The 17,483-nt window shown below is 60.3% G+C and carries 12 protein-coding genes and 3 pseudogenes; 4 read left to right on the top strand and 11 right to left on the bottom strand.

The window, feature by feature from the left end:
- Nucleotides 1-18: 18 nt before the first annotated feature.
- The 8 genes from GGD62_RS38335 to GGD62_RS38300 all read right to left on the bottom strand — a co-directional run bounded on the left by GGD62_RS38335 (nucleotide 19) and on the right by GGD62_RS38300 (nucleotide 9,210).
- Nucleotides 19-843, bottom strand: a complete 825-nt coding sequence (locus GGD62_RS38335) for a hypothetical protein (protein ID WP_183714049.1) — start codon at nucleotides 841-843, stop codon at nucleotides 19-21.
- Nucleotides 844-873: 30 nt separating this feature from the next.
- Nucleotides 874-1,431: a hypothetical protein gene (locus GGD62_RS38330; protein WP_183714046.1), complete on the bottom strand. Its 558-nt coding sequence runs from the start codon at nucleotides 1,429-1,431 to the stop codon at nucleotides 874-876.
- A 101-nt stretch (nucleotides 1,432-1,532) separates the two neighbouring features.
- Entirely contained in the window at nucleotides 1,533-2,456 is a 924-nt protein-coding gene (locus tag GGD62_RS38325; protein WP_183714043.1) for a DUF6538 domain-containing protein, read from the bottom strand.
- A gap of 268 nt (nucleotides 2,457-2,724) precedes the next feature.
- Complete coding sequence (locus GGD62_RS38320) at nucleotides 2,725-3,822, bottom strand: NAD(P)/FAD-dependent oxidoreductase (protein ID WP_183714040.1); 1,098 nt, start codon at nucleotides 3,820-3,822, stop codon at nucleotides 2,725-2,727.
- Nucleotides 3,819-5,360, bottom strand: coding sequence for a LodA/GoxA family CTQ-dependent oxidase (locus GGD62_RS38315; RefSeq protein WP_183714037.1), 1,542 nt, complete (start codon nucleotides 5,358-5,360; stop codon nucleotides 3,819-3,821). The genes GGD62_RS38320 and GGD62_RS38315 overlap by 4 nt, the downstream gene beginning before the upstream one ends.
- 34 nt (nucleotides 5,361-5,394) lie before the next feature.
- Nucleotides 5,395-6,852 (bottom strand): ferritin-like domain-containing protein, encoded by a 1,458-nt coding sequence (locus tag GGD62_RS38310; RefSeq protein ID WP_183714034.1) that lies wholly within the window; start codon nucleotides 6,850-6,852, stop codon nucleotides 5,395-5,397.
- A 51-nt stretch (nucleotides 6,853-6,903) separates the two neighbouring features.
- Nucleotides 6,904-7,302, bottom strand: a complete 399-nt coding sequence (locus tag GGD62_RS38305; protein ID WP_183714031.1) for a cupin domain-containing protein — start codon at nucleotides 7,300-7,302, stop codon at nucleotides 6,904-6,906.
- 951 nt (nucleotides 7,303-8,253) lie between these two features.
- Nucleotides 8,254-9,210 (bottom strand): IS110 family transposase, encoded by a 957-nt coding sequence (locus GGD62_RS38300; protein ID WP_246800475.1) that lies wholly within the window; start codon nucleotides 9,208-9,210, stop codon nucleotides 8,254-8,256.
- Nucleotides 9,211-9,667: 457 nt separating this feature from the next.
- Between GGD62_RS38300 and GGD62_RS38295 the strand changes: the two are divergent.
- Nucleotides 9,668-11,033: pseudogene (locus tag GGD62_RS38295) on the top strand (IS110 family transposase).
- Nucleotides 11,034-11,660: pseudogene (locus GGD62_RS38290) on the top strand (IS3 family transposase); the annotation flags it as partial.
- 46 nt (nucleotides 11,661-11,706) lie between these two features.
- Here the strand turns inward: GGD62_RS38290 and GGD62_RS38285 are convergent.
- Nucleotides 11,707-11,961: pseudogene (locus GGD62_RS38285) on the bottom strand (IS30 family transposase); the annotation flags it as partial.
- Nucleotides 11,962-12,178: 217 nt separating this feature from the next.
- Between GGD62_RS38285 and GGD62_RS38280 the strand changes: the two are divergent.
- On the top strand, nucleotides 12,179-14,179 hold the full coding sequence (locus tag GGD62_RS38280; protein ID WP_183714028.1) for a cytochrome c: 2,001 nt from the start codon (nucleotides 12,179-12,181) through the stop codon (nucleotides 14,177-14,179).
- 125 nt (nucleotides 14,180-14,304) lie between these two features.
- Nucleotides 14,305-15,537, top strand: coding sequence for a cytochrome P450 (locus tag GGD62_RS38275; RefSeq protein ID WP_183714025.1), 1,233 nt, complete (start codon nucleotides 14,305-14,307; stop codon nucleotides 15,535-15,537).
- Between the two features lie 483 nt (nucleotides 15,538-16,020).
- Here the strand turns inward: GGD62_RS38275 and GGD62_RS38270 are convergent, their stop codons facing one another.
- Together GGD62_RS38270 and GGD62_RS38265 are read right to left on the bottom strand one after the other, a co-directional pair.
- The gene (locus tag GGD62_RS38270; protein WP_183714022.1) at nucleotides 16,021-16,215 is read right to left on the bottom strand and encodes a hypothetical protein; all 195 of its coding nucleotides are present in this window, start codon (nucleotides 16,213-16,215) and stop codon (nucleotides 16,021-16,023) included.
- A gap of 16 nt (nucleotides 16,216-16,231) precedes the next feature.
- Nucleotides 16,232-16,567 (bottom strand): hypothetical protein, encoded by a 336-nt coding sequence (locus tag GGD62_RS38265; protein ID WP_183714019.1) that lies wholly within the window; start codon nucleotides 16,565-16,567, stop codon nucleotides 16,232-16,234.
- Between the last annotated feature and the right edge of the window lie 916 nt (nucleotides 16,568-17,483).

Genomic DNA, 17,483 nt, shown 5'->3' with positions numbered 1-17,483 from the left:
AGGCATGATCGGCGGGCGCTACTTGAGTTCCTGCCGCAGGCGCGCGACCTGGACCGCGAAGGGCACGAACATCTGCAAGTTGACGTAGACCTGTTCGCGTGACGGCGGCGCGGCTCCCGAAGGATGTCCGGCCCCGTTGCGCGCGATCCGCAAGATCGACTGGACCGCGTTCAGACTAATGTCGAGATCTTCCTTCGCCGCATCCGGCAGAGACTTGAGATGGGGATCGAGCCCCTTTCTGAAGGCCTCGATCTTGGTTCTGATGAAACGCTCCTTCGCCGCCTTGTCGAACGACGTTCCGATCTTCGCATTTTTGTTGGCGACGTCGATCAGTCGAAGGAATTCGGCCTCGGCCGCTACCCCGAGCATGACGGTGGCCGCGAGAAAACACCCCGAATAGAAAGCTGCCACCGCCTCATCGAGGTACATCTGCGTCGCCGGCAATAGATCGGGGACCGCCTTGAGCACCATAGACATGAACGAAGCCGTGTCGTGAAATCGGAACGGCTGTCGCGCCGCTTCCGAAGCACCGAACCGGCTAAGCCGAAACCACGGCCATTGCGGGTTGTTGTCGTTCAGTCCGAGCGTGATGACGCCTTGTCGGAACAGATCCCAGAATATTTCGAGAAGCTTGTCCCGATCGTGGGGATGAAGGGCCGCCGACGCTCCCTGATAGGCCATGCCCGTGCCGAGGTTGACGACCGGATTCTCGCGCTCGTTGATGACGCGCGCGACATTCTCCACCAACGCGAGATACTGATTGTTGCCCGATATCTGTTGATGCAGCACGTCGACCACGACGTCGCGCAGTTCTTCGTAGGAGTGTTGCTTGGCGTTCCACATCGGACGGGCGGCTCCTTGAAACCAGATCCTTCATAGCCGCGCGCGGGCCGCCGACCCGGCTGACACCTTCGATTTCTTCCTGCGTCTTCGATCGACCGTTTCAGGAACCGTGACGTCATAGCGCGGATGCTTGAGGATTTCAGCATACATGACGTCGGCCTCGACCTCGCCGTAGTCGTCGCCCTCGGTCTCGATGGCGCGACCCTGGATTGCGTGCACGATGAAGCGATCCATCTTCGCGCGCCGGCTGACCGTCTTGAAACGATGACGCCATCCATGGTTCGGCGCAACGTTCGGGTCGGCAACACCGAGACCACGGACCCACTCGGCGAGCTTGTTGCCTACGCTCACATAGGTCGGGTTGACCCGATCAACCTTTCGCTGCCTCTTCTGCGAGTAGAACAGCGGCGCTCCCTTAGGACGTTTCCGAACGAAGTCGAGGAAGCCCTGCTCGACAAGATGGGGGTGCAGCGGAACGACCCTGGTCTTCGTATCCTTCACGGATCCAGCTTCCGGCGTGATCCTGATGCAGGGCAGGCCGACAACCGGACAGACATCGCTCTCGCGTAACTGGGTCATCTCGTTCACGCGCGATCCGGTGTAGGCGCACAACCAGGGCACCCACCGACGGGCTGCAGCATTTTCGATCGTCATCAAATGACTGACGGGCGCGAGCGTCGCCGAGAGGATCAGAGTCGCTTCTGCCTCATCGAATCCGCGCTTCTTCCGTGGCGCCTGAGCCGTGGGCTCGAGTTGCGCTTTGCCCAGCCGAAGAAAGACTTCAATGCGGCGGCATATCCCTCCTTGACCGTCTTTCTCGCGAGCTTCTTCTTCAGCTCGGCTATCCAGTCCGAGAGATGATGCTTGGCAACGACCGACATGTCGTCAGTGCCGATCCGCTCGGCGAGAGCGTCGAAGATCGCCTTGTACTTCTTCTGGGTGCTCCGCGATACCAGGCGATCCGCAACGAATTCCTTCCACAGGTCCGGCAGTCGCTGCTCGTCGGATACCGGCGTCCATTCGGGAAACCTGTCCGAATTCCGGTCGGGGGTGAAATCACCCTTCGCGTTGCGCACCAACACGCTCTCGGCCTGCGCCTTCGCTTCGAGGAATTCCTGCATGAATGTGTCGAACGTTTTCGGAGCCAGCGTCAAATCCCAACTTTTCAGAAACGCCTCGACCTGTTCGCCGAACAGCATGCGGCGGTGCTGTGCCAGCGTCAGCGGAAAGTGCGGGAGCCGCCTGAGCGCGCGATCGCGCGCCATCGACGCTTCCCAAGCGGCGGCCTTACCCGGATTCTTCTGATGCCTTTCGACGAACTCCTTGTAGAACTCGCCGGCGAGCGCAACGGTTTGGCGATAGTCCAATTCGCGTCCCAGCGGTCGACCCGGGACATGGCTCTGCCAAAGCCGCTCGAGCTTGAGGTTCTCTTCGACGCACCGCAACCGCGCTTCTTCTTCATCCGTGGTGCCGAGCGAAAACTTGATCTCGCGACGACCCATCAACGCGAAGAATTGCTTGGGAACGCGCCTTCTAAACCAGAGAACTTTACGGGGATGCTTCCAAGGCTCAATCATACGAAAACCCATTGTGGTGCCACCTTTGTGTACCACCGGTCGCTCTCGGAAAGCCTTATTTTGCCGTTAGGGGCTGAGTTTTCACCGCTTTTCGGATCGGATGGCGGAGAGGGAGGGATTCTCTGCCGGGCCCCTTGGGGGCTCGAAAACCGCTGTAAAATCAGCGTTTCCAGACAACCGCGGTGGGTTGCGTGTACCGCCAGTATGTACCGGAACCGGCGGCCCGGCTCAAGCGGATTCGGCCGGATGGTAAACGCTTTCCACCGATCCAGCGCTTTTCCGAGGCGCCCGCACGGGCGGCTCATCATGCATTCGCACTGCGGCCTCCCCTTCGCGTCCAGAAGGCTGAGGAAAACCGAGGAGCGGCACGCCGGTACGTCAAGCGCTGCTGGGCAAGGTAGTCTTCGAAGGTGGCGCGTTCGGCTTGTTCATATGCTTCAAAGGCGCGGGACATATTCTCGCCGTTCACGATGAGCCTCGCCATAGCCGTCCCCTTTGCCAGGGCAAGCGGGACGCCCCTTCCGGACAGAGGATCGTAGCTGGCCGCAGCTTCTCCTATGCAAACCCACCCCTCCCCGCTGATCACATGTCGCAGGCCGCTGTTGGCCGGATGACCCACCAGAGGAAGATCAGTTGGGAGCGTCTTCGAAAAGGTGCTGACGAGTCTTGTGATGGCGAGTTGAGCGCGAAAATATTCCTTCTTCGCGGCCCACGTCCTCGGAAGGAAATCCGCATCCGTCAGGAAAGCGACGACCGCCTGGCCATGCGGTAGCGGCGCCGCATACCACCACCCGTTCTGTCCCGCCTCGATCAGTAGGTTCTGCTCCCGCGAACCATCAGGCATGGTTCCGTACATCAGAAGGGCAACCAGCCGATCCGTCGCAGTCCGTTCGCAAGGTCCAATCGGACCCTTCGCGCGTCCGGTCGCTTGAATCACGAGAGGAGCAACGACAATTCGGGAATCACGCTCAGCTCGATCGGAAAGACACCATCGATTACCGGATCGCTCCGCGTGCAATTGTCGATCCGAGCTGATGACGGCGACACCTGCGCGCTCAGCCTCGGAGATCAGCCAAGCCTCGAATCTGGATCTGTCGACCAGAACGCCCAGACCATACGGACTCGTCATTCCGTCGGATTCGATGAAGTCTTCTCCGTCCCACGACGATACGTTCCCCGCGAGAGCAAGGGAGTTCAATGCATCGAACGAGACTTCGATGCCGAGTTCGCCGAGCGAGACGCGAACACGCGATTCGATGATCTCTCCCGGCTTCCGCCTGGGAGGCCGCTCTCGATCGCAAAGAACGACATCGCATCCCGCACGCGCCAATCCGATCGCCGCCGCGCACCCGGCGGGCCCTGCTCCGATCACCGCGATGTCCGCAACCCGCAACTTCGTCATACACCCGTATCGAGCGCGGGATCCCGGTCAGCTTCCGCGAAGCCGGCGCCTGCCTTGACGATCACGCCGAGCTGCGCGAAGTGATCGACCATGTTCTGATGGCTCTGCGGATTCTCTTCGTTGACGACGATCAGCCCGCGCGCCCATGCAGGTCCCGGGGAGCCGTCCGCCATCCGCCCGGCGATGTCGGGGCGTTGAGCGGGCCACCAGTTGCCGGCGCATTCGGTAAAATCGGCCTGCCATGGGCAGGCCATTCGCGACGAGATAAGGCCCGGTCCCAAGGGCAATACGGCCCCATCGTAGTCGGTAAAACTGCCACGGACCAGACGCCCCAGCTCCGCTTGGATGGATGGCTGTCGGAGCACTGTCCCCGCCTCGATTCCCGGAAAGAACCCGCCGCCGACGCAGTGCTCCAGACTCGCGCGATCAAGCGCGGCAGCCGGAGAAAGCGCGGGGCGCGCGGCGTCGGCCTGCTCCTGGAAGGTGCCGTTGACCCAGGCGTCGAGGATCTTGGACTGCCGGTCGGTGAGCCGATAGTCTGACATCTGCGAAGCGGCTGCCAGCAACAGGTCGCGCACCGTTCTACGATCGGCTTGCCCGCCAGCGGCATTGCTTCCCGGGTTCGCAAGCGCCTTGAACTTGTCCCGAAACCGCTGCCAGTTCGGCTTTGTATTCACGAAGCAGATGTTCGCGGCACGTTGCAGGATCGGTTCGATGTCTTGCGGATAGGTCAGCACGCCCGGCAACGGGACATTGACCGCCTGTTCGGCGATGTCGAAAAGAGACGTCACGGGATAGACGTCCGGCGCGAAGTCGGGCGGTGCGGTGAAGACCCAAGCACCGATGGCGGAAACGGGAGCCTGGCCCGTAAAGGTGATCGTGGCGTCGACCGAGCCATCCGCGATATCGTCGTACCAGGTCGGATTGTTCAGATACTCGGGCATCGGCTTCGCCGGCGTGCCCCAACTTGCCGAGCGCCCTCGCCCGGCCAGGACCACGAGGCGCCCCGCGGAGTCGGTGCGGGCTTCGCCGATGAAAATATCCCGACCCACGATCCGTCCCAGGGGTTCCGCGCCCGGCGCAGGTCCCGCATTGCGTCCGCTTACGGCAAGATTCACCGTGGTTTTTAGGTCCGCTCGAGTGAAGCCCGCTGGTGGCTCGTTGCGGTTGTCGCCGCTCGGAACGATCGTGCGCTTGCCGTCGGCTGCGATGACGGCCTGCATCCGTTTGCCCTCGGCCTTCGACGCGCTCAGAACTACGGACCATTTGATGTCGGCATCCGCAAGGGTGACTTCGCGAACGAACGTGTCCGTACCGCTGGCCTCGTTGCGGTCGTATTCGTAGATTCGAAACCGCGCACCCTGCCGTCGCATGATCTTGGCGGCGTCCTTGTAGCCGCTGAATGCGGCTTCGTTGCCCGCCGCATCTATGTCCATGGGCGCGGCGCCTGGCGTTTCTCCGGCCAGGAAATAGCCGTTCGTGCTCGGACCGACTCTGGCGAATCCCATGCCCGGATGAATCTTGTAGATCTTCCCCATGACGTGTGCCTCCCGTACCCAGATTGTGGCCGCGCTAAGTAGGTAATGAACTCAACAGAGGTTTGATCGGATCGTCGAGCGTGTCGCCGATGCCGTCGGCCGCGATCTTCAACGTCGACGAGGCGTTCGACTGATCCACCTCGTCGATGACCTGGTGCACCTCTGCCATCACGTCGCGCGCCCGACCGGCGACCTTCTTGAGATCGGGAGCGAGGGGGGTGCTGGGCGCGGTGAACGGAAGGCCGCAGAACTTTCCCGTGCTTTGACCGGACAAGGCGATGGACGAGAGCGTTCCCGCCAGGACGCTCAGGCAATCGCGCATCGCGACTATCGCGGCCTTCGCGGGTTTGGCGCGCATTTCTGGCGTCGTGTTCTTCGGTAGCAGGAGATGCGCCGCAGTGCAGAGAAGTACCAGCTCGTAGAACTTGTCCGCCATGAGTGCGAAGAGCCGTCCGTCGGCAGAGGTTATTTCGTCGCCGTGCGCGCCGCCGTTTGCCCCATAGAACGGATCGACCGCTATCGGCAGCGCGAGGTCGGTGGAGGCCTTCGCAAGGCGCCACGCGTCGACGAAACGCCCGAAATGGCTCTGAGCGACATTGCCGAATCCTTCCCCTTGTGCGGCAATCTCCGCGATCGCTGCGAGGGCGGAATCCCTGCCCGAGATCGGGTCTACGATGACGCTGGTGTAGTTGCCCCGCCACTGCTCCGGTACCGCGTTGACGTCCTTCGCGTCGGTGACGAAGCCATCCTTCACATGGCGACCTTTAAGGTCGGCGTTGGCGGCCATTTCGGCGATCGGAAACGCCGCCCACGGCTCCTTCGTCGGATCTGGCAACGGGTCGTCGTTTCGACGCAGCAGCCAATAGATCTTCGCGTAGAGCAGACCGACCCGGTGTGCTTCGACCGGCTGTCCTGCGGAGTTGTCTGCTTGGTCGATGAGTTCCGGTAGATCGGGTTTTACGCCCGCCGGCACGAGAGCCGGATCGGGCATCTCGGCTACGGCGTACTTGGCGAGGGAGCCGACCGAGGCTGGTTCGAGCCGGAAGGGAAACGGCTTGAAGGCGTTACCCTGGTCCCACCTGCCGCGTCCGAAGGAAGGTGCGGATCCGCACGCAGCCAGGAGATTCTGGACCGTCATGAAGTGTCCCATTTCTTCTATGGCGATCATGCGGACCGCCCCGGCGGCGATCAATACCTTCAGCGAATAGGCCGCATAGAGGTACTGGAGCATCAGACCTTGCTCTATCTCGGCTGCCTCCTTGAGTAGTTGGACGAGTTCGTCCTCCGGCGACATGTCCGTTGCGGGAACTCCGACTTCCGCGAGCGACCGTTCGAAAGAAAATCTGGAAAGCCCATCGTCGCGCCCGAAAGGCAAGAGACCGATGAACTCCCTCATCCGTGTGCCGATGCCTTGCTTGCGCGCCGGCTCATACAGAGGTCTCGTCGACACTCGTACCCATCGGTAGTCTGGAGAGACACGCGGATCGAACATACTGCTTCCTTCGGCGACGCGCCGTCGTCCGCCCAAAACAGCGACGATCGATTACTTTTGATTGGCCGGAATGGCCGCGTTCATAGCTTGGACTTCGATCGTCTCCGGCCGCTCGTGCGTAGCGATCAGAATGAACCTCGCTTGGGCTGTACTGGTGTTCTCGATCCAGTGAACGTAGCCCTGCGGCACGAATGCGGCATCGCCCGGATGAAGCGGGATCATGTGGTGGTCGCCGTCCGGCCCCACGATCCCGACTTCTCCGTTGCCGGAGATGCAGTAGTCGAGCTGTGCAGCGTTCGGATGCAAATGAGCCGATCTCAGCTCCCCGGGCGCCATGTCCAGATCCTGAATGGCGACGCCCTTGAGAGCCGGAAAGTTCGCAGCCGAGATTCGAAAGAATCGTTCGTTCTTTGGAGCAGAAGTCGAACGCGAAAAATGCAATTTTGACATCAACGGCTCCCAGAATGTGATGCGTCGGGAGTATCAATACAAATCGGCACCCTATGGATGCATGTTACTATTGATTGCAGTTTTCCGTCAATTCATTATTTGCGTGCGGGGACGGTGTTGCGCATTTTTCCGCGTCGCATAGCGAGACTGGCAAGCAGCGCTGGCCCCGACCTGACCGAGCTCTGGAATTAACTCGGGTTCGACTGCACGACGGAGGGTGGATGCCCTGAATATCGCTCGCCGGCGCCACGTTTTAGGGGCGAGGCCGAAAGCAGCAACAGACGCGGCGGCTTCCTTGCTCTGAGGAAGGCGGCGGGCGCAGCCTGCTTCTCACCTCACGAGGACAACGTCGGTAATGGCCGTCATCGCCCGCTGACACAGCTCGGAGCTGCAGCCGCGCATCGTTCGGCATCCGGTCGTGTGATCGTCAAGCGCCGGACCGGGCCTTCTTCAGCCTGGTACGAAGGCAAAAATCGCCTAACCCGCGGCCAATCACGTAGACGGCATCGGCAATCATCGCGTCTCTCGACCAGTCCGAATAGAAACAGGAAAGAGAGCGTTGCTGCAGCCGGGAAAGCTTGTGGCGTCATTCGCGTCAATGAAGCGCGCTGCCTCCAGCAGGGGAAGGATGGCAGCCACTTGAGGGAGGTCAACGCGGCCTGATCCCATCCCGGTAGGCTGCGCAACGTATGGCCCGCCCCTCTGCAAGCGGTTCTTACGATGTGATCTGGTCAGTCTACGCCAACGTATCCGGTCTCGGGAGACAGTCCCGGCCAAGATGGAGATCCGCACGTTCTGGTCCTCATAAGCATGTCGGCTGAATAGCCACTTTTTTTGCCAGGTTTCCAGAACGCCGATTGACTGTCAGGCCATCTCGTTCACCCACCCGCAGACCCCATCAACCGTTCGCGCCGGGTGAACGCGACCGCCTGATCCTGTGCGCTACGACAACTAAGCGGTTGTCATAGCGAATTTTTCCCCGCTTCGGAGCACCGCGTGGATGATCCGCGCCAGCTTTGCAGCTAGTGCGACCACCACGGTGTTGACGTGCGCCCGAGCAAGCAGGCCACGCAACCAGCCGCCCATTGGCGTCTCGCTTTTGGACAGTGCGGGAAGAGCGGCGCGCGCGCCGTGGATGAGCATCTTGCGCAGATAGACATTTCCGCGCTTGCTGATTCCTAGCAGCTTTGGTTTCCCGCGGGTTGTCATTTGCTTCGGCACCAGTCCGAGCCACGCAGCCAAATCTCGCCCCCGTCCGAACGTCTCGGCATTGCCGATCGCTGCGACCATTGCCGTAGCGTTCATCGGGCCAATACCAGGTATCGTCGTCAGAAGACGCGCGGCGGGATCCAATCGTGCCCGCGTCGAAAACTCTTCGTCGAAGGCGAGGATACGACGGTCCAGCTCGTGCCACTCGGTGCACATGTCATGAACCAGCATCCGGGTGCGCGAGCTAATCGTAACGCGCTCTTCGGCTAGCATCAGCTCAAGGTAATGCTGCAACTTGCGTCGTCCCTGCTGCACGACGATGCCGCGCTCGAGCAAGATAGCTCGCAGTTGGTTGATCAACGCTGTCCGCTCGCCCACCAATCGATCACGTGCGCGATGCAGGCTCTGCATGTCGAGTTGCTCCTCGCTCTTTAGTTCCACAAACCGCATCGTCGGTCTGGTGGCGGCTTCGGCAATCGCCTCGGCGTCTCGGTCGTCGTTCTTCTGCGCTTTAACGTAAGGACGCACATATTCGGGAGACATTAATCGGACCTGGTGCCCGTGATTCCGTAGAATACGACCTAGATGATGCGCGCCACAGCATGCTTCCATCGCCATCACGCAAGACGGCAGGCCGACAGCAAGCTTTATCACGCCGTCCCTGCGAAGACGCCGCTTCAAGACAACGCGCCGATTCATTCGTCAGCAACCTAAACTCCGGCCAAGACTAGAGGAATTTTGCCAACTCGTTGAAGCACTGAGCGCCGAGTTGGGAACAGCTTGGACACCGGAATTGACTGAGCGCGCTCTAATTGCAGAAGGAGGACGGCCACCTCATCCATGGCGGACGCACGTCGTGGAACAAAGGCTCGCGACGAAGTCAATTTGGTAACGGTTAGCGCCCTTCAATGTTGCTCAATAGTAGAACTGATAAGCAAACTCTCAAAACCTTATCAGTACTGCGCCGGTCCAAGCGGAAAGTGAACGAACACGCGTCCCGACTGACTTGGCGGATCACCGCTCCTCCAAACGAGGATGATTGAGCTGCTGCCGGTTTGATGGACACCGAGGTTAGGTGTTTCATGAAGCCGGAGGTGGGCGATGAAGATACGGAAGTTCAGTCGCGAGTTCCCCATGACTGGACGGAGGAGTTGCCATGCCGAAGACGCCTGCCGGTGGCCGGCCGGAATTAAAGCCGGTCAACGTCGGAGCCGCCACCATCGACATTGGTTCGAAGATGCACATGGCGGCGGTCGACCCAGGCGGCACCGACACGCCGGTGCGTGCGTTTGGCACGTTCACGCAGGACCTGCACGAACTAGCGGATTGGTTCAAAGCGCGCGGCGTAATCAGTGTCGCGATGGAATCGACGTGGATCTATTGGATCCCAGTCTACGAGATTCTCGAGCAGCGAGGGTTCGAGGTCATTCTGGTCAACGCACGTTACGCCAAGAACGTGCCTGGACGCAAAACTGATGTCAGTGATGCCGCTTGGCTGCGCCAGCTTCATTCCTACGGTTTGCTGCGCGGCAGCTTTCGGCCTGATGCCGATATCGCGACGCTGCGCGCCTATCTCCGCCAGGCGAGAGCGGCTAGTCGAATATGCAGCCGCTCATATCCACCACATGCAGAAGGCCCTGATGGAGATGAACCTGCAACTTCATCACGTCGTCTCCGACATCACGGGAGCGACCGGCATGCGGATTATCCGAGCTATTGTCGCAGGCGAGCGGAATCCTGACGTGTTGGCGACATACCGTGACGTGCGCTGCCATTCCTCCATCGAGACCATCCGCGCCGCATTGGTGGGCAACGATCGGGACGAACATGTCTTCGCACTGACCCAGTCGCTGGAGCTCTACGACATCTATCAGGCCAAGATGCTCGATTGTGACCGCAAGCTGGAATCCTTGATCACGGCGCTGACTGACAAAGGAGCCAAGCCAATCGGCAAGCTCTCCATGCCGCGGGTGAAGACCAAACAGGTCAACACACCGTCGTTCGACGTCAGGACTGCGCTATACGGCGTCGTCGGAGTTGATCTGACTGAGATTCATGGACTGGGCCCATCACTCGCGTTGAAGCTCATCGGCGAGTGCGGCACGGATCTGAAGGCTTGGCCGACCGCCAAGCACTTCACCTCCTGGCTGCGCCTCGCGCCAGGTAACAAGATCTCCGGTGGCAAAGTACTATCTTCGCGCACGCGACGATCGTCCAGCCGGGCAGCGGCACTCCTGCGGCTCGCAGCGACGACGGTTGGGCGGAGCGATACTGCGCTTGGCGCATTCTATCGACGCCTGGCTTTGCGCGCCGGCAAGGCAAAGGCGGTGACGGCGACCGCTCGCAAAATAGCGGTTCTGTTCTACAATACGCTCCGGCACGGCATGACCTACAGGGATCCGGGTGCTGATCACTACGAGGAACAATATCGCAGCCGTGTCGTCGCCAATCTGAGGCGACGTGCCAAGTCACTCGGCTTCGTCTTGCAAGTAGACCCGGGCGGCCAATTGGCTGTTTCTTAGGAGGGCCGCAGCCTTCTTCGCGAAGGAAGCGACATGAAGTTCGTCTTCATCGCGAAGCACCGGGCGATCTGGCCGATGGCATGGCTATGCGATGCGCTGGGGGTGTCGCGGTCGGGCTTCCATGCCTGGCTGAATCGCTCGCCCAGTGCCAGATCCCGCGGCGACGAAGAGCTCGGCGGCAAGGTGAAGGCAAGCTTCATGGCGAGCGACCGCACCTATGGTGCGCGCCGGGTTTGGCGTGATCTGCTTGCCGATGGGGCGGACTGTGGCCTCCACCAAATCGAACGGCTGATGCGCCTGCAAGGCTTGCGGGCGCGACCGCGACGCCGGCGCTTGCCGAAGGACAGCGGCGATCGACGGCTGGAGGCCGTGCCGGCGAACCTCCTTGACCGGCAGTTCATTGCCGAGCGGCCGAACCAGAAGTGGATCGCCGACTTCACCTATCTCTGGACGGCCGAGGGCTGGCTCTACGTCGCAGCAGTGATCGACCTGTTCTCACGCCGGGTGGTGGGTTGGTCGATGAGCGCCGCCATGACAGCTCAGTTGGTGACCGATGCCCTGCTGATGGCCGTCTGGCGACGCGGCAAGCCCGACGCACTGTTGCACCACTCCGACCAGGGTAGTCAGGGCGGATTCAAACGGTCGTCGCAACGCCAATTGTTATTGTTTTCACTCATGACAGTAATTCGTCAAGCGCTTCTGCCGGCGTTTTCCAGCCCAGTGTCTTTCTCGGTCGGGCGTTGAGGGCCGCTGCTACAGCGGATATTTCGTCGGCGCTGTGGATGCTCAGGTCTGTGCCTTTCGGAAAGTACTGCCGCAGCAACCCGTTGGTGTTCTCGTTAGTGCCGCGCTGCCAAGGGCTTTGCGGGTCGCAGAAGTAGACTTGGATGCCCGCATCGATCTTGAGGCGGTCGTGCTGAGCCATTTGGATCCGACGAGGGATGGCGGCTCGAACAAGAGCTCGTCCGTACGCTGCCGAGATGTCCTTGTTGTGTGATCACGTTAGGTTACCGCTTGTGACGCAGAAAGATAGTGATCGCGTCTCAAGGAGGTCGACAGCCGGGGTAGCCTACAAGATCATGTAGTTGTAGTAGTGCTGTTTACGCGGTTCTCTCCTGAAGCTCGTCGCTGACACCGGGGAAGCCATGTCGACAGTTGCCAGCGCAATTCGGCGCCTTTGGTGGCGACGCTTTCTTGCTCTTCTGGCGATCATCGTGGTCATTGCTTTGATCGCAGTCATGACCAGCCCCCAGCTTGGCGCGATAATCGAAGCTCTGACGCCGCCTGGTCTCCCTGAACCGGTTTCCGTGAGCGAGCAGGTTTCGCTCGATCAGGGCTGGAACGCCGAGGACGCCGATCGATTCCATCACAAAGCCCAGGGCACGCAAACCTTACCGATCCCGCTGTCATGGTTTCTCGCCCTGGAAGCGCCGCTGAACTCGCCTTTCGCTATCCCCTTTTTCAAACGAGAACGGTTTGCCGACAACCGCTATTTACTGCGGTTTGGATTCATAAAGTCTGCCGAAAGCGAGAACAATGAGTACGGTTTGCCGATCGGCTTTGCATATTCGCCATTTCAGTCGATCCGCGGACTTTCGCGTAAGGACACTGCCGTCGGATTGACCTGTGCCGCGTGCCACACCGGCCAACTGATCTTCAAAGACAAGCGCTATGTCATTGAAGGCGGCCCCGCCGTGACCGATCTTGGTCAATTGACAAATGCGCTCGGCGCTGCGCTCGCACAGACCGCCTTGTCGGCAAAGTTGCCCTTCTTCGACGGCCGCTTCAGGCGGTTTGCGAAGGCCGTTTTAGGAACCGAGTACAGCGATCTGACACGCGTCCAGCTGTCCAAGGAACTCGATGGCATACTTGGTGCGCTGATCAATCAGCCCGCTGGGATCGACGTCACGGAAGGATTCACCCGGCTCGATGCCCTCAATCGCATCGGCAACCAGATGTTCGCGCTCGATGCCGAACGCTACGGCAACTATGTCAACATCAATGCTCCTGTCACTTACCCGCACATCTGGACATCGTCATGGTTCGATTGGGTGCAGTACGACGGCTCGATCATGCAGCCGTTGGTGCGCAATGCCGGCGAGGCGATGGGGGTTTCGGCGGAGCTCAACCTCAACGCCCCGCCCAAGCAGGGACGCTTCGCGACCAGCATCCCCTTCGATAATTTGCACTGGAGCGAACAACAGCTCGCAGGAAAGGACCAGCCGTTGGTGGCGAAGGCCTTCACCGGCCTGAATGCGCCGACTTGGCCCAACAGCTTTCCTGCGATCGACAAAGCCAAGGCCGCCGTGGGAGCCCAGCTTTACGAGCAACATTGCAGCGGCTGTCATCTTCCAGCGCTGACGCCGGACATCGTGCACGGCAAGGCCCCGGACGCGGAGTTCTGGAAGAACTTCGGCCCTATCCGCTGGCGCGGCCGCGATGGACAGGAGAAGCAGACGACGGAATCCGTACTCAACGTCAGGATCATCAAGCAAAGCCATATCGGCACCGATCCGGCCCAGGGCAACGTGCTGCGCAACCGCAGCGTGGACACCGCCGGCCGCGAACTGGCTCGGGTGGGCCAAAGCAGCCCCGGACTCGGTCTCGACATCGATGTCTGCCAACGGAGGGCTGATAACACGCTGGATACGATCCACATCTCCGACCATGCAATGCAACTCTACGCGCTTGCGCTCGGCGCCGTGGTCCAACTAGGCATCGACGAATGGCTTCGGTCGACCGGGACGGTCCGCGCGCAGATCGAAGGCGATCGGCCGAACTGCCTCGCGGCAGGTTTCGGCTATAAGGCGCGTCCGCTGAACGGCGTATGGGCGACAGCCCCGTTCCTGCACAACGGCTCGGTGCCGACGATCTACGACCTGCTCAGCCCCGTTGCGGAGCGCCCAAACGTCTTCCTGCTCGGTGAGCCCAGCTTCGATCCCGTCCGCGTCGGTATCGTGACGCGGACGGTCGCTCCTAAAGGCAGGACCTACGACAGCAAGGGCTACTTCATTCTCGATACATCGAGGTCCGCCAATCGCAATACCGGGCACGAGTTCTCGAACGACAAGCATGAGGGCGTCATTGGCCCCGCGCTGTCTCCCGAGGAGCGCAACGCAATCATCGAGTTCCTCAAGTCGATCTGAAATTGATTGGGTCAGCTTTAATAGGCCCCGTATCGAAGACCATCTCGCTCCCGCAGGGGAAAGGTGGACGGAGGCCGGATCGACCGATACGGGCGAAGCTTTTCTCGAGTTAGGGTGCGGCGGCAATGGCGGAGCAGAAACAGGGTCTGGCGGCCAAATTCCTGAAATGGATGATCGCCAAACATCCGGATGCGTTGTTCGCACTAATCCGGCGCGTCAGGCCCAACCTGGCGTTGGGCGCCGCCGGGCCGGTGTTCATCACCCGCTTCCCCGACGTGCAAGAAGCGCTGAGCCGGCCCGACATCTTCAACGTCACCTACGCGCCGATGATGGACCCTTCGGTCGGCCCCTTTATGCTCGGCCGCGACTGCACCGAAATCAACCAGCGCGACAAGGGTATCATGCGCGCCTTCATGCGCATGGAGGATCTGCCGGCAATTCGCCAGAAGGTCCGCAGCCTCGCCAACGCGTCCGTCGAAAAGCAGCTCTATAACCAGAACCAGATCGACGTGGTCAGCACGTTGTCGCGCCTGGTGCCCATTCAGTTGACCGGAGAATATTTCGGCTTTCCCGGGCCCGATCTGGCGTCGATGTTCCGCTGGTCGCGCGCCACGCAGTACGACATGTTCCACAACCTGGACAAAGATCCCAAGGTGCACCAGGACAACATTGACGCTGGGCAGGAGATGCGCGCCTATCTGACACAGCTGCTCCCGCAGCGGCGCGAGCAGCTGAAAAATGGCGCACCGCTCGACGACGTGTTCAGTCGCTTGCTGAAAAGCCATTTTGACGACTCAATCGGCTTCGCCGACGAACGCATTATAACCAATATGATGGGCACGCTGGTCGGCGGGATCGAGACTACGTCAGCGGCCATCGTACAGCTCCTCGAGCAGCTGTTCAAACGTCCGAAGATCCTGAAGAAGGCAATCGACGTCGCCTACAGCAACGACGATCATCTGATGTATCGCTATTGCTGGGAAGCGCTGCGCTTCAACCCGATCAACCCGTTCGTGGTGCGCCAGTGCCGAACCGATCACCGGATAGCCAAGGGCTCGCTGCGCGCGGCAACAATCAAGGCCGGCAGCACGGTGCTGATCTCGACCCGGTCCGCGATGCGCGACGGCTTGCAATTGCCGGCGCCGTCCAGCTTCGCCATCGACCGCCCGGAGTCGGTCTATATGCATTTGGGCTACGGGATGCACACCTGCCTTGGCGACCAGATCAGCCGCATCCAGGTTCCGGAAATCGTTCGCCGCATCCTGCAAATCCGGGGCGTGCGTCCCGCCGCGGAGATTGACTACGCAGGAGGGCCGTTTCCAGAGCGTTATCCGATCACCTACGACACGGCCGCCTGAAGGGCGGACTTCCCAGCAACGAGCCTAGGGAATGGTCTGCAAGATCCAACGCGAAGCGATTGCCGTTAGCACTTCGTGAATGGCCAACCTAGATCGCTTGCGCTCCAGTATCGAACGAACAAAGTCAGCCGACTTCAAGAGCAATGGCGCAGCCACCATGTCTCGGCTGCCCATGCGCTCCGCCAGCGCCTCGAAATATGCTTCCACTTTTTCTAGCTCGAAGCCAGATCTTCCGCGCCGATAGACCTGACCATAGGCCGCTTAAGATCCTTTCGGGATGCGACTGAGGAAAATCACCTACAGAGATGCATTTGCCACTCCTGTTCCTGAACGCAAAAAATCCCGCCGCAGGCAATCAAGCCATTGGCGGGTTCGTCACAGCGCAAGGATGCGCTCGATTCTTAAAAATTCGCTTAACGTCGCGCTTTGGCGCACGCTGTCAAAAACGAAAAACGCGCCTGGCACCTGGAGGGCGGCGGCGCTCTACTTGTTTCCGTACAGAGTCCGGAAGCCCCACAAATCAAGGCGACCATGCTCGGGCGTGTCGATATATTCGATTCGTACGTCGCTTCTCTGGAGGTTTTCGGCTTCAGTTAGAGCCTCTGCTGCCGTTTGCTTTTCGACTGTGAAAGATTCCTTCTTGTAGTCCTGCCAGCGGCAACCGATCGTAAATGTCACGATTCATTTGCTCCTGTTAATGCCAAAGCCGGCGAGTGATGTTCAAGAAGCCGGCGAGAGGCACGCCGATCAGAATGCCGGCAGTGCCGTAAGCGATCGCGAACAGGGTTGCAGTCCATGGGCCCGAACTGGTCGCAATACCGTAGGCCGCGCCGAGGGCGCCCAGCGTTCCTGCACTCACGAACATATTGCGGTCGTTGCGAGCCTCGACGTTGTGGATAGGCGCCCGCTTGCGCCCAAGCGTCGGCGGTCCGGCCAAGTGCTTAGACCCACAACTGGGGCATGCGGTCGCGTTCAGCGAAACCGCATGCCCGCAGTCGTAGCAATCGATGATTTTCTTGATCCGGCCCATGTTTCGCACCTTAAGCGGCCAGCCCTCAATCCTTCAAGAACGGTCATTCCGAGCACATCGCAGGCAGGCGCGTGCCCGGATAGCTCGCCAGCGCCCGGATCTGATGGGCGGGAATGCCGATCAGTTGTCCGGGAGGCAACGTCGGCACACTCGGAAGCTTGGTCGATGAGCTTATTTAGTAACGTCCGCATATCCTGCATTGGCCCGTCCGTCCCCGTTGGGCCGGACTATCTTACCAAATTAGGACACCCGTCAAAAACAACTTAGGACACTTAGGGTTAAATACGGACAGTGCCGACTTGTAGGGTGTTCCGCTTATAAATACACGCTCACAGAACAAAGGGTGACTGATTAACATCAAAAATTGTTCTGGGCCGAGAACGCCCGCTGACATGTAGCTTACGACAGTACGGCCCCAGCTGGGCAGCAGCTGAGGCCGTTGGGTGTGCTCCGGCTTTAGGGGGGCTCTTGGGGACGCCGGAGCAGAGAGGCAATCCACCGGATTGCCACTTGTTCCTGACTCGTAAAACCAGCGGAAAGTCCTATCTTCGGCCCGTGCGCATTGCGTACGAGCTTTGCCTGGCTACCGCAAGCAAGCAGGTCCCCACCGGGCGGCACGCGCGCCCAGGCGCCCCGAAAGGGGATGGATTTTTTCAGCAAATCAGCGGGATTCGAGCCTCTGCGTGGTAAAGCCGCGCTCGACCCACAACCCCATCCAAGCAAGGATGAACAAGAGCATTGGCAGACCTATTACCAGGCCGGGATAAAACGCGGTCGGTATAGGATGTTCGCGCGATCTTGCCGGCGCGAAATCGCACCACGGACCCCGCTTCGAGCGATCGCCGCACTGGGCGTCATGCTCGCTCCGCCGCTATAGACGGCGGGACCCTGGTTACTTCCAGGAATAGGGCGGGTA

This window comes from Bradyrhizobium sp. ERR14 (assembly GCF_014198235.1).
Classification (GTDB): Bacteria; Pseudomonadota; Alphaproteobacteria; order Rhizobiales; family Xanthobacteraceae; genus Bradyrhizobium.
Note: the sequence above shows the minus strand (reverse complement) of the source record. Positions and strands in the feature narration are given on the sequence as shown.

Bases quoted from the DNA above. Each gene is read 5' to 3' on its own strand.
- GGD62_RS38335 (WP_183714049.1), bottom strand. From the start codon at position 843: ATGTGGAACGCCAAGCAACACTCCTACGAAGAACTGCGCGACGTCGTG.
- GGD62_RS38320 (WP_183714040.1), bottom strand. From the start codon at position 3,822: ATGACGAAGTTGCGGGTTGCGGACATCGCGGTGATCGGAGCAGGGCCC.
- GGD62_RS38315 (WP_183714037.1), bottom strand. From the start codon at position 5,360: ATGGGGAAGATCTACAAGATTCATCCGGGCATGGGATTCGCCAGAGTC.
- GGD62_RS38310 (WP_183714034.1), bottom strand. From the start codon at position 6,852: ATGTTCGATCCGCGTGTCTCTCCAGACTACCGATGGGTACGAGTGTCG.
- GGD62_RS38305 (WP_183714031.1), bottom strand. From the start codon at position 7,302: ATGTCAAAATTGCATTTTTCGCGTTCGACTTCTGCTCCAAAGAACGAA.
- GGD62_RS38300 (WP_246800475.1), bottom strand. From the start codon at position 9,210: ATGAATCGGCGCGTTGTCTTGAAGCGGCGTCTTCGCAGGGACGGCGTG.
- GGD62_RS38280 (WP_183714028.1), top strand. From the start codon at position 12,179: ATGTCGACAGTTGCCAGCGCAATTCGGCGCCTTTGGTGGCGACGCTTT.
- GGD62_RS38275 (WP_183714025.1), top strand. From the start codon at position 14,305: ATGGCGGAGCAGAAACAGGGTCTGGCGGCCAAATTCCTGAAATGGATG.
- GGD62_RS38265 (WP_183714019.1), bottom strand. From the start codon at position 16,567: ATGGGCCGGATCAAGAAAATCATCGATTGCTACGACTGCGGGCATGCG.